General features: G+C 52.8%; 11 protein-coding genes. 7 read left to right on the forward strand and 4 right to left on the reverse strand.

Annotation, left to right across the window (positions count from 1 at the left end; all coding sequences use genetic code 11):
* Positions 1-12 precede the first annotated feature (12 nt).
* Complete coding sequence (manA, locus tag KAJ71_RS08630) at positions 13-1191, reverse strand: mannose-6-phosphate isomerase (RefSeq protein WP_248945339.1); 1179 nt, start codon at positions 1189-1191, stop codon at positions 13-15.
* Positions 1192-1395: 204 nt separating this feature from the next.
* On the opposite strand from manA, the gene fumC reads away from it, so the two are divergent.
* The 3 genes from fumC (at position 1396) to KAJ71_RS08645 (ending at position 4122) form a co-directional block, all read left to right on the forward strand.
* Positions 1396-2793 (forward strand): class II fumarate hydratase, encoded by a 1398-nt coding sequence (gene fumC / locus KAJ71_RS08635; protein ID WP_248945340.1) that lies wholly within the window; start codon positions 1396-1398, stop codon positions 2791-2793.
* Between the two features lie 185 nt (positions 2794-2978).
* Positions 2979-3668, forward strand: coding sequence for a helix-turn-helix transcriptional regulator (locus KAJ71_RS08640; protein WP_248945341.1), 690 nt, complete (start codon positions 2979-2981; stop codon positions 3666-3668).
* 82 nt (positions 3669-3750) lie between these two features.
* Complete coding sequence (locus KAJ71_RS08645; protein WP_248945342.1) at positions 3751-4122, forward strand: VOC family protein; 372 nt, start codon at positions 3751-3753, stop codon at positions 4120-4122.
* A gap of 136 nt (positions 4123-4258) precedes the next feature.
* Here KAJ71_RS08645 and KAJ71_RS08650 read toward each other — a convergent pair whose 3' ends face one another.
* Entirely contained in the window at positions 4259-4999 is a 741-nt protein-coding gene (locus tag KAJ71_RS08650) for an SDR family NAD(P)-dependent oxidoreductase (RefSeq protein WP_248945343.1), read from the reverse strand.
* 123 nt (positions 5000-5122) lie between these two features.
* Here KAJ71_RS08650 and KAJ71_RS08655 point away from each other — a divergent pair, with 123 nt between their 5' ends.
* Entirely contained in the window at positions 5123-6025 is a 903-nt protein-coding gene (locus KAJ71_RS08655) for a LysR family transcriptional regulator (RefSeq protein ID WP_248945344.1), read from the forward strand.
* Positions 6026-6170: 145 nt separating this feature from the next.
* On the opposite strand, the gene tus is transcribed toward KAJ71_RS08655, so the two are convergent.
* The gene (gene tus, locus KAJ71_RS08660; RefSeq protein ID WP_248945460.1) at positions 6171-7106 is read right to left on the reverse strand and encodes a DNA replication terminus site-binding protein; all 936 of its coding nucleotides are present in this window, start codon (positions 7104-7106) and stop codon (positions 6171-6173) included.
* A gap of 371 nt (positions 7107-7477) precedes the next feature.
* On the opposite strand from tus, the gene KAJ71_RS08665 reads away from it, so the two are divergent.
* Positions 7478-7834 carry a DUF2931 family protein gene (locus tag KAJ71_RS08665; protein ID WP_311294846.1) on the forward strand — a complete coding sequence of 119 codons (357 nt, stop codon included), beginning with the start codon at positions 7478-7480 and terminating at the stop codon, positions 7832-7834.
* A 160-nt stretch (positions 7835-7994) separates the two neighbouring features.
* Here KAJ71_RS08665 and KAJ71_RS08670 read toward each other — a convergent pair whose 3' ends face one another.
* Entirely contained in the window at positions 7995-9251 is a 1257-nt protein-coding gene (locus KAJ71_RS08670; protein ID WP_248945461.1) for an MFS transporter, read from the reverse strand.
* Positions 9252-9395: 144 nt separating this feature from the next.
* On the opposite strand from KAJ71_RS08670, the gene KAJ71_RS08675 reads away from it, so the two are divergent.
* Complete coding sequence (locus tag KAJ71_RS08675; RefSeq protein ID WP_248945346.1) at positions 9396-10298, forward strand: LysR family transcriptional regulator; 903 nt, start codon at positions 9396-9398, stop codon at positions 10296-10298.
* Between the two features lie 143 nt (positions 10299-10441).
* Positions 10442-11659, forward strand: coding sequence for a sugar metabolism global transcriptional regulator Mlc (gene mlc, locus KAJ71_RS08680; RefSeq protein ID WP_248945347.1), 1218 nt, complete (start codon positions 10442-10444; stop codon positions 11657-11659).
* Positions 11660-11782: the final 123 nt, after the last annotated feature.

Below are 11782 nucleotides of genomic sequence, written 5' to 3' on the forward strand. Positions count from 1 at the left end.
TTTTACCGTCAATTAGGACAACAGATTATAAACGCGGGCGATACGGCCGCTCCCGGTGACGGTAACCGGGGATTCAAAGGCGGCAATAAAGCACGATTCACCTGGCTGCAAGATGACCTGTTGGCCCTGTTTCTCCAGCGTTGCTTCACCTTCAACGCAGAACACAATTGCCGCGCTGTTTTGCGCCAGTGGCTGCGGTGTAGCATCGAGATCGTGTAACGAGAAGGCAAAGTCCTCAACGGGGATCGGGAAGAACAGCTCTTTGCCACGTTGCTCTGGCTGCGTCAGCAGACCAGATGCCGGTTGTGGACGGAACTGCAGGTTGGCCAGCAACTCAGGAATATCGATGAATTTTGGCGTCAGACCCGCGCGCAGCACGTTATCCGAGTTTGCCATCACTTCCAGCGCTACGCCGTTCAGGTAGGCATGTGGTGTTTCTGCATACAGGAACATGGCTTCACCCGGTGCCAGCTTGACCACGTTCAACAGCAGCGGAGAGAACAGGCCGCTGTCGTCGGCATAGAAACGAGCGATAAAGCGAATGGTGTCCCAAGGCTCACCCTGCTGATTATTCAAGGCGGCTTTCAGCACGCCAAGCGCCAGCGTTTTTTGCTCACCGCACATCCCCAGCAGGCTGGCAAACAGGCTCGCAAGGTGGGTGGTATCCGGTTGTTGCAGGAAAGCGGCGATATCGTGATGTGCGCCGGAAAGCGGCTGTAACAGCGCAACGATATCGTCCAACTCACGGAAGCCATTCATCGCCAGGAAAGGCGTCAGGGCAAACACCAGCTCCGGCTTGTGATTCGGATCCTTATAATTGCGCTCTGCGGCGTCAAACGGAATACCGGCGGCATTTTCTTTGGCGAAACCCACCTCTGCGGCGGCCTTGCTCGGGTGAACCTGGATGGAGAGTGGCTGGTCGGCACACAGGACTTTAAACAGGAACGGCAGCTCGCCAAAGCGTTGTGCCACTTCGGCACCCAGCTGTTTAGGCTGATCGGCATCAATCACTTCACGCAGAGAACGTGAGTTCCCCGCCTGATCGGCTACCTGTGAGCTGCTTTTAGGGTGGGCACCCATCCACAGTTCTGCCATTGGCTTGCCTGTCGGGTTGGCTATGCCATACAGCTTGGTTAACGCATCAACGCTGCCCCAGGCGTAATTTTGGATGGCATTAGTCATTTTTTGCATGATCGTATCCCTGCTTTCTCAAGAAAATTGCGCTAAGTAAACAATGCGGCGCAGGTGCATGCAAGCCAAGATGCCTAAAAATGCTTATTGCTCCGACTGTTAATGCGAATAGTTATTATCTGGCTATACTGAGGAGGCTCGCCAACGGGTTGTTGCCCGTGGGCATTACTCATTACTTTTAGGAATTGTGCTAAGGAGACCGTGATGGCAGGCGTTCGGATTGAAAAAGACTCAATGGGCCCCATCGAAGTACCCGCAGACCAGCTATGGGGCGCTCAGACTCAGCGTTCGTTGGAACATTTCCGTATCTCATCAGAAAAAATGCCTCCGGCGCTCATCCATGCGTTGGCGATGACCAAGCGTGCGGCAGCCAGCGTTAATATGGATCTGGGATTGCTGCCTGCAGAGCGGGGCAAGGCGATTATTCAGGCTGCCGATGAAGTGTTGGCGGATAAGCATCCCAATGAATTCCCACTGTCGATCTGGCAAACCGGTTCCGGTACCCAGACCAACATGAACATGAACGAAGTGCTGGCCAACCGTGCCAGCGAGTTGCTGGGGGGCGAACGCGGTGAAGCGCGGCGGGTCCACCCCAACGACGACGTCAACAAAAGCCAGAGTTCCAACGACGTTTTCCCGACCGCGATGCATGTGGCTGCGGTGATCGCGGTGCGTGAGCATCTGATCCCTGAGCTGAAGACGCTACACCGCACGCTGCAAGCCAAGGCAGAAGCTTTCCACGATATCGTTAAAATCGGCCGCACCCATCTGCAAGATGCTACGCCGCTGACGCTGGGCCAGGAAATCTCCGGCTGGGCGGCGATGTTGGAGTATAACCTCAAGCATATAGAAGCCAGCATACCGCATCTCAGTGAGTTGGCCTTGGGCGGCACGGCAGTGGGGACTGGGCTGAACACTCATCCCGAATACGCGGTGCGAGTGGCGAAGGCGCTGGCAGAACTGACCGGGCAGCCTTTTGTCACCGCGCCAAACAAGTTCGAGGCCCTGGCAACCTGCGATGCGCTGGTGCATGGGCACGGTGCCTTGAAAGGATTGGCCGCCTCGTTGATGAAGATCGCCAACGATGTGCGCTGGCTAGCCTCTGGCCCACGCTGCGGCATTGGCGAGATCGCTATTCCTGAAAACGAACCGGGCAGCTCAATCATGCCGGGGAAGGTTAACCCAACGCAGTGTGAAGCCATGACCATGCTCTGTGCGCAGGTGATGGGCAACGACGTGGCGGTGAACATTGGCGGAGCGTCCGGTAACTTTGAGTTGAACGTATTCCGCCCGCTGGTTATTCACAACTATCTGCAATCTATTCGGTTGCTGGCAGACGGCATGAGCGGCTTCAATGAGCACTGCGCGGTGGGGATTGAACCGAACCGCGAACGCATCGGCCAGTTGCTTAACGAGTCGCTGATGTTGGTTACCGCCTTGAATACCCATATCGGCTATGACAAGGCGGCGGAAATCGCCAAAAAGGCCCATAAGGAAGGATTAACCCTGAAAGCCTCGGCGCTGAAATTGGGTTATTTGACCGAGCAGCAGTTTGATGAATGGGTACGGCCAGAGGAGATGGTCGGCAGCATGAAGAAATAAGAACAAGATAATCTCAGGCGTACCAAGCTGCGCCTGAGATCTGGCTCCGAAGTAAGAAGATCTGAAAGATGCCAAGGCCGAGGAGACCAGTTGTTGACATAAATATCACACAGTGGATGTATATCGTACAGCCCGCTTAATGCTAACCTCATGTTCTCAGAGATTTTATTCGAAACGAGTAACCCATGTCCCGAACTCAACGTCTGCTCGATCTGATGCAGATCCTGCGCCGCCATCGTTACCCGGTCGCCGGGCATTCCCTGGCCGAAGAGCTTGGGATCAGCATGCGCACCTTATACCGCGATATCGCCACCTTGCAGCAGCAGGGGGCGGATATTGTTGGTGAAGTGGGTATCGGATATGTATTACGGCCGGGATTTATGCTGCCGCCGCTGATGTTCTCGCAAATTGAGATCGAAGCGCTGGTTCTGGGGATGCGCTGGGTTGAACGCCGGGGTGACAGCCAGCTTGCCGGTGCGGCGACCAATGCGTTAGCAAAAATTGCTGCCGTGTTGCCTGCGGAACTGCGTGAAGAGCTGGATGCCAATACGCTGCTGATCGGCCCGGTGCCTACCGCCTATGTGGCGGATGAGACCCTGGTGACGATCCGTGAAGCCATCCGTCTGGAGCGTAAAATCAAGGTGGAGTATCGGGATTATGCCGGTAATGGCAGCGAGCGTATCTTGTGGCCGTTTGCCATGGGCTATTTTGAACAGGTGCAGATCCTGATGGCCTGGTGTGAACTGCGGGGATCAATCCGCCATTTCCGCCTAGACCGTATTGGCAGGTTAACGCCATTGGAGCACCGTTACCCGCGCGGCCGCCGGGCATTGATGAAGCTGTGGCGGGAAAGTGAGGGCATCTCTGCGCAATGATCCTACTGCCATAAACTGACAGTAGGGTGCACTAGAGTGACGTTATCAGGAGCCAGCCGGTTCCCATCCAGAGGATAACGTTATGACCACTCCAAGCATGACCATGATTTATGTCGATAGCCCAGAAAAAAGCGCCGAATTTTATCGCCAATTGTTGGGTGCCGAACCTGTCGAGCAGTCTCCCACCTTCGCATTATTTATCTTGAACAATGGTTTCAAGCTGGGAATGTGGTCGAAACATACCGTGGAGCCTGCGCCGACGGTGATCGGCGGCGGTACAGAAATCTGCTTCATATGCGAACAACCGCAACAGGTTGATGCGCTCTATCAACAGTGGCGGGAAAAGGGATTAACCATGGTGCAATCTCCGGTCGAACTGGATTTCGGCTACACCTTTGTTGCCACCGATCTCGATGGCCACCGGCTGCGTGTTTACAAGCTTAACGACGAATAGCCTGCCTGCCGCTCGATAATCAATGGATTAAATTGGGGCTCAATACTCAATGTAAGGGCGCTACATTGCGCCCCTGCAAATTCAGCAACCATTGCCACTTTGTCATCACTAACCTGATGGTAAAGCAAATTCTCCTTTACCAGACGCCAGCCGTGGAGCCACCGTCCACAGTAGCGACCGTACCCGTAACAAAATTGGCGTCGGTTAAGTACAGCACCGCATCGACGATATCCTGTGGTTGACCAATGCGGCCAGTGGGTGCCAACTGATTGAGAAACGCCAGACTTTGTTCATCTGACTCATGTAATGGTGTGGCAATAATGCCGGGTGCAACGGCATTGACCATCACGTTATGCGGCGCCAACTCAAGCGCAAGCCCTCGCACAGCGTGGTTTAATCCACCTTTAATAAGCACAGGCAATAAGGCCGGTATCTTATTATTAGGCTGCATCGCGATCGACGCTGTAATGGCGATGATATGACCTGACTCATGTTGTGCCATATGTCGAGCTGCGGCCTGTGCAGGGTAGAAAAAACCCTTGAGATTGGTATCCACCATTGCTTCTACGTCTTGTGCCGTATATTCAGTTATGGGTTTCGCAATAAATATACCCGCATTATTTACTAAAATATCTATCTGACCAAACTGCTGCACTGCCAGTGCGAACAGGTGGTCTGCCGTTGCGGGCATAGCGATATCCCCTGGTACTAATAATAGGTTTACAGGATTGCCAAGCTGGTCAGCAGCCGCTTGTAAACGCTCCAGTGAACGGGCATTAGCCACCACATTATAGCCACGAGCCAGATAAGCCTCCGCGATGGCGAAACCCAGACCACTCGATGCGCCAGTAACAATAGCCGTTTTAGTTCTGTTCATTATGTGTCCTCAACAGGGCAACTATTTGCCGTGCATTAACGCTAATACATGCTAATAAATTGAAAAATAGGCTAAAAAGAACTTTAATTTATACATGATGTAATTATTCGACCTGGAGTTGTCATGTCGCGCTATTTTGATGATGTACAAATGGGCAGTATCGAACTGTTCTGCCTGGCGGTGGAAACCGGCAGCTTTACTGCCGCGGCTAGCGCCGCAGGGGTGACACCTGCCGCGGTCAGTCGCTCTGTTGCCAGACTGGAGAAACGCTTACAGGCCAAGCTGTTTATCAGGACTACGCGGAGTATGCGCACAACAGACACGGGTCAGAGTTATTATCTGGAATGCCGCAAGGCGCTGAGCCAATTGGTAGAGGCAGAGGCAAAGATCTCTGGTGAGCGGCAAATGCCAGTAGGCACCCTCAGTATCAGCGCGCCTACACTCTATGCGCACTATCGCCTGATACCACGACTGACGGAGTTCTGTTCCCGCTACCCGGATCTGACGATCAATCTGGAAGTGAGTAATCAAAATATCGACTTTTCCGAGGATAAGTTTGACGTAGCGATCCGGGGGAGTGAACTGAACGACTCAGGTCTGGTGGCGCGCCGGTTAGAGGATGCAGAACTGATCGTAGTAGCCACACCTGCTTACTTGCTGCATCATTCGATACCGGTAGAGCCTGCAGACTTGGCACATCATGAATGTATTCAGTACGTACTACCCAGTAACGGAAGACAAATACCCTGGACGTTTATCGAGCATGATAAGGTCATTAAAGTGGAAACTACCGGTCGATTCGTCTGCCGGGAAGATTTTCTTGCGACCCTGACACTGGTTAAAAACGGTGCCGGACTAATGCAGGTATACCGATTTGTTGTCGAGCAGGATCTACAGCGCGGAGAACTCATTGAGGTTTTACCGGCCTATGCTGGCACCTCACGGCCGTTTATTCTCATTTATCCCTATGCGCGCTATGTGCCGCTAAAAATCAGAAAATTGATAGATTTTCTGGCAGAGTTTTGAAGTCAACCTAAGTAGCCGGCTGGATTTTCTTCAGCAAGCGCAAACGGATAAGATTGCCCTGTGGGTGACCTATCATCCCGACGAAATCGCGTTATATCCGGTTTTCCAGGATGGCATTCTTGAGCGGATACCTTGCAAGCGTTAGTTATTCCTCAATATCGGTATACAAATGCAGCCGTTTCACCAGCAGGCGCAGGGGTTTAGCCTCCGGCTTATATTTGTGTTTGACCGCCGTCACGTCGTAGTTAAGCAGTTCACCAACTTTTGGCACCTGTGCGCCCATCTCTGGTTGGCACAGGGCAATCAGCGGCAGCGGGCAGGGGTGCTGTACCTGCTTTTGCTGCGGTTGATACCAGACGCGTGCGATTGGCTGTACCTTCACTGGCCGTTTGATTTTCAGCATGGCGTTCTGCGGCAGGTGACTAACGTCGTCAATTTCGCGGCCCACCAACTCCGCCCACTGTTCGCGGTTGAAGGGCGAAACGGCGCGCCCGGCTTTCTGGCTTTTCTCCAGCTGTGCCAAAATATCGTCGCGTTTCACCCTCTTGATGATGTGCTTGTTGGCCCAGCCAAAACGCACCGAATCCGGGTTGGTGAGTAGGGTAATGGAGCGATAGGCGCTGAGGGTAATTAAACCGTGCAGGTGGGTGTGCACAAAATCAAAACGTTGCTCGGGTGCCAGGCCAGACTCTACGGTAATGATCTGTTCCAGTTCCGCCTTCAGCCGGTTGATCAGGGCGATCTGCTGTTGTAGCGCCAGATAATCGGTTCGTTCGGTCTCTAGGCAAATGACACCGGGCAATCTTACTGCCGCCTTACTGCTGATATGCTGGCGGTTGTGGTGGATAAATAGCCGTTGGTAGTGCTCCAGGGCTAAATCACGCGCGGCCTGGCCCACATGCTGTTCCACGCTGATCTGTTCAATGGCGGTATGTTCTTTGCCTTTCTCGATTTCTGGCAGGCTGAACACTCGTGCTGCCAGCAACCGCAATGGCAGGATTTGCTGGTGGAGTTGTGCCAGCGCCTGTTCCAGTTCGCTAAAACGCGCATTCATTCTGCCGATCAGGCTGTACTTATCCATCATCACCTCGCATTTTAGTTACAACATACATTTTAAGGCAAGGTAACTGGGGTGGCAACTTCAGCCTCATCGCAATCATAAACAACGAGTAGTTAACGCTTAACAGGCAAAATAGGGCAATTGTCCGGCCAGAAATACGAGGCAATTTGGTTCTCGTGGAGAAAGATACTCATCGCTGATTTTCGAGAGTTCGAACGTGACTGATTTCCTGTAAATTCAGGGCGCGTAACGTTATTACGCGAACCATTTACATGCTAAATATAAATTCCCTTTATACTTCTGCCGGGGTAGGCTCCAGGAATACGTAACAAAAGCTGGCAATAGTAAAATTTAGTCCGGTTAGGGATTAAAGCCATAATAAACATGGCGTAATTCTTTTTTGCTGGGACTCCGTGATTGATAAAAGAGTGTATGAAACTCGCCTGACCTTATCTGACGCTGATGTGGAGAAAATGCGCAAACCCAGCGTGTATAAGGATTATCATGGAAATACCGGGTATTACGACAACATACAAATTGGTCTGGCTCCGGGAGGTAAGGTTGCAGTCTGGCTGCGAGGTATCGGTAATCAGCCTAATTATCGTGTGACGCCATCAGTCTTAAAGATCGTGTCCGGGGATAAATTAGAGCTTTGTAAAGGGATAACCAAGAGCGATTTTTCTTATGGATATGACAAAGACATCATGGATTTTATTAAGGGGAAGGCGTATCCGTATGGCAATTGGTAGCTTCGATAATTCAGTGAGTTCATGGTTAGGAAACTCACCGTATTTTTTGGCACCCGCCCCATGAGCTGATTTGATAGAAAGGCTGTAGGAAGTTGCGATAAGAACCCCGGGGAAAAGTTCTTTCCACCACTGCCGCCCCTTCCCGTAGTGGAAAGGGGGGTTAAATACGAGCGGCTTCCGGCAATTTCTTCAGATAATGGCCAACCAGCAGGGCCAACAGTAGCATCACGCTGATAAAGGTGACCACGCCGCCCCAGCCAAAGTTATGCCAAAACACGCCACCAAGCGTCCCAGCAACGCTGGAACCAACGTAATAGCAGAACAGATAGAGCGAAGAAGCCTGGCCTTTGGCCCGGCGTGCGCGGTGGCCAATCCAGCTACTGGCAACCGAATGGGCGGCAAAGAAGCCGGCAGTGAACAGCATCATGCCTATAAAGATTATCGCTACCGGGGCCAAGGCGGTGATCAGTATCCCGATCAGCATAATTGCGATAGAAGCGATTAATACCGGGCCACGACCAAATCTGGAGGTCAGAGCACCCGCCTTGGGTGAACTGTAAGAGCCGGTGAGATATACCACCGACAGCAGGCCAACAATTGCCTGGCTAAGATGATAAGGATCGCTCAGAAGGCGGTAGCCGATGTAGTTGAACATCGTCACAAAGCTGCCCATCAGCAGGAAACCTTCGGCAAACAGTAGCGGTAACCCCTTGTCGTGCCAATGCAGCTTAAAGTTAATCAGCAGCGTCCTTGGCCGCAATGAACTGGCGCGGAAATGTTTGGAAGCAGGCAGAATGCGCCAGAACATGCAGGCCGCCGCCAGGGCGAATACCCCAATCACCGCCAGCGAGATCCTCCAGGAGAAGAAATCGGTAAGCACCCCGGTCACCAGGCGTCCGCTCATCCCACCGATCGAGTTGCCGCTGATATACAGGCCCATAGAAAAGGCCACGAAGCTCGGGTGGATCTCTTCGCTCAGATAGGTCATACCGACTGCCGCAACCCCGCTCAGCGAAAGCCCAATCAGCGCCCGCATCAGCAAGATGCCGTGCCAACTGGTCATAAAGGCACAGATCAGCGTACAGACCGCCGCTAACAGCAGGGCCACTACCATCACAGACTTGCGGCCAATCGCATCTGACAGCGGGCCGGTAAACATCAGGCCTATGGCCAACAACCCAGTGGAGAAGGAGAGAGAGAGGCTACTCTCAGCAGGTGAGATGCCAAAATCTCGCGAAAGCACCGGCAAGATCGGTTGTACGCAGTACAACAACGCAAAGGTCGCCAGCCCGGCAGAGAACAGCGCCAAGGTTACGCGCATAAACTGCGGGGTACCGCGTTCGATGTAGGGGAGTTTATTCAGCGTGGTGCGTTTGGTTGTTGGAGCACTGTCAGGGGCAGGCAGCGTTTTTGGCATACTAGCCGCAGAACGCGAAGCGGTTGTCACAACTGTTCCTTACCGGGTTCGGGAGATGAAAAACAGGTCTTGAGTCACAAAATCATAGGGAGCGGCCAGTTTTTTGTCTAATATATTAATCATCCTAATTAAGATGTTTAAAGTATGAATATCGAGCTCAGACATTTGCGCTACTTTGTGGCCGTCGCCGAAGAACTGCATTTTGGCCGGGCAGCAGAACGGCTACGGATTTCCCAGCCCCCTCTTAGCCAACAGATCCAGGCGTTGGAGGATATGGTGGGTGCGCGTTTGCTGGCGCGTAATAATCGTAACGTCAGCCTGACTCAGGCGGGGGAGATGTTCTTAAAAGAAGCCTATCAGGTGCTTGCCCAGGTCAACCGGGCAGCAGAGAAGGCGGCGCGCCTTGAGCGGGGCGAACTGGGTGAACTGACGATTGGCTTTACCTCTTCGGCTCCGTTTATCAGCGTAGTTTCCCGTAGTTTGCGAGCCTTTCGCCAGTTATCACCGGATGTGCATATCAAAATGCGAGAGGTCAACACCAAGCAACAGCTTGAGCCGCTGCTCAACGGTGACCTGGATCTGGGGGTGATGCGTAATACCCGCTTGCCGGACGCGCTGCAACATCAGCTGTTATTACGCGAACCTTTGCTTGCCGTGGTGCCCAATGGTCATCCGTTAACCCAAAAGGCACCAGGCACGTTGCATTTCAGTGATTTGGCACTGGAACCCTTTGTGTTCTTTTCCCGTGAAGTGGGCACCGCGCTGTACGACGAAATCCTGGCATTGTTGGCCAATGCCGGGATCGCCCCTTACATTACGCAGGAAGTTGGGGAAGCGATGACCATTATCGGTCTGGTTGCGGCCGGGCTGGGGATTTCCATTTTGCCGATGTCCTTTGGCCGGGTGAAAATTGACGGGGTGACTTATCTCCCTTTAGCCGAGCCTGAGGCGATGACCGAGGTCTGGTTGGTGCATCATCGTAGCAGGCCGTTAACGGCAGCGGCCAGGGCGTTGATGGCGCTGATGCTCGACTCCAAAGCTGTGTAAATAAGAAACGTTTTGAGCGGAAAGCTTGGTGAATTTGTGCTGTTAATCACATAACGAATCAAATAGTTGACGCTGTATTCCAAAAGCCCCACCATAGCTTCTAATCTTTATTTAGAAGCGCGAAAAATAGCAGGAGCGGGTGTGTGATTGCGGATGGGCAGCCTGGGCATATTGATCAGATCAAGCAAACCAATGCAGGGGCAGTTTACCGGCTGATAGATCGGCTGGGACCGATTTCGCGCATCGAATTATCCAAGCGGGCGCAGCTGGCGCCAGCCAGTATCACCAAAATCGTGCGTGAACTGCTCGAAGCGCATCTGGTTAAAGAAACCGAATATCAGGAAGTGGGTAGCCGTGGTCGCCCGGCCGTTGGTCTGGTGCTGGATACCGAAGCCTGGCATTACCTCTCTGCACGTATCAGCCGCGGCACCATTACCCTGGCGCTGCGCGATCTCAGTAGCAAGATGGTGGTTGAAGAACTGCTGCCGCTAACAGCCGAACATCCTGAGCTTTTATTACAGCACATCGTTAGTGAAGTAGAGCAGTTCTTTATCCGCCACCAAAGCAAACTGGAACGTTTAACCGCCATCGCCATTACGCTGCCCGGCATGATTGATACCGCCGCGGGTATTGTTCACCGCATGCCGTTTTATGACGTCAACGAAATGGCGTTGGGCCCAGCGCTAGAGGCTCTGACGGGCCTGCCGGTTTATGTTCAGCATGATATCTGCGCCTGGACTATGGCAGAGGCGCTGTATGGCGCATCCCGTGGCAGCCTCAACGTTATACAGATCGTCATCGATCATAACGTTGGCGCAGGGGTGATCACTAACGGACGCGTACTGCATGCGGGCAGCAGCAGCGTGGTGGAGATTGGTCACACACAGGTCGATCCTTACGGTAAACGCTGCTATTGCGGTAACCATGGTTGTCTGGAAACGGTCGCCAGCATTGAAAACATGTTGGAAATTGCCCAGCAACGACTGGGAGGTTCGATGTCTTCCATGCTGCATGGCGCGCCATTGACCGTGGAATCGCTGTGCGATGCGGCTTTGGCCGGCGATCAGTTAGCCAAAGATATTATTCTTGGCGTAGGCCACAGCGTCGGGCGCATCGTGGCGATCATGGTCAACCTGTTCAACCCGGAAAAAATCCTGGTAGGTTCACCGTTGAACCGGGCCGCAGAAATCCTGCATCCGGCGATTGCTTCCTGCATCCGTCAGCAATCCTTGCCTGCGTACAGCGAACATGTTCAAGTTGAATCCACCCAGTTCTTCAACCAAGGCACCATGCCGGGAGCCGCACTGGTGAAAGAAGCCATGTATAATGGTTCTTTGCTGGTGAAGTTGCTACAAGGTTGACATAAGTTATTCTTATCAGATTTTCTTATTATTTAACGCCAAAAGATTGAGCTACCTCAAGCCCCCGTTGAGTTGCATCCCCTAGACTTTTCCCGTAGGACAACTCTCGTCGTGATTTACGGC

Source organism: Serratia silvae (assembly GCF_023282985.1).
Classification (GTDB): domain Bacteria; phylum Pseudomonadota; class Gammaproteobacteria; order Enterobacterales; family Enterobacteriaceae; genus Chania; species Chania silvae.

Coding starts and splice junctions, on each gene's coding strand:
- manA (WP_248945339.1), bottom strand. CDS start 1,191: ATGCAAAAAATGACTAATGCCATCCAAAATTACGCCTGGGGCAGCGTT.
- fumC (WP_248945340.1), top strand. CDS start 1,396: ATGGCAGGCGTTCGGATTGAAAAAGACTCAATGGGCCCCATCGAAGTA.
- KAJ71_RS08640 (WP_248945341.1), top strand. CDS start 2,979: ATGTCCCGAACTCAACGTCTGCTCGATCTGATGCAGATCCTGCGCCGC.
- KAJ71_RS08645 (WP_248945342.1), top strand. CDS start 3,751: ATGACCACTCCAAGCATGACCATGATTTATGTCGATAGCCCAGAAAAA.
- KAJ71_RS08650 (WP_248945343.1), bottom strand. CDS start 4,999: ATGAACAGAACTAAAACGGCTATTGTTACTGGCGCATCGAGTGGTCTG.
- KAJ71_RS08655 (WP_248945344.1), top strand. CDS start 5,123: ATGTCGCGCTATTTTGATGATGTACAAATGGGCAGTATCGAACTGTTC.
- tus (WP_248945460.1), bottom strand. CDS start 7,106: ATGGATAAGTACAGCCTGATCGGCAGAATGAATGCGCGTTTTAGCGAA.
- KAJ71_RS08670 (WP_248945461.1), bottom strand. CDS start 9,251: ATGCCAAAAACGCTGCCTGCCCCTGACAGTGCTCCAACAACCAAACGC.
- KAJ71_RS08675 (WP_248945346.1), top strand. CDS start 9,396: ATGAATATCGAGCTCAGACATTTGCGCTACTTTGTGGCCGTCGCCGAA.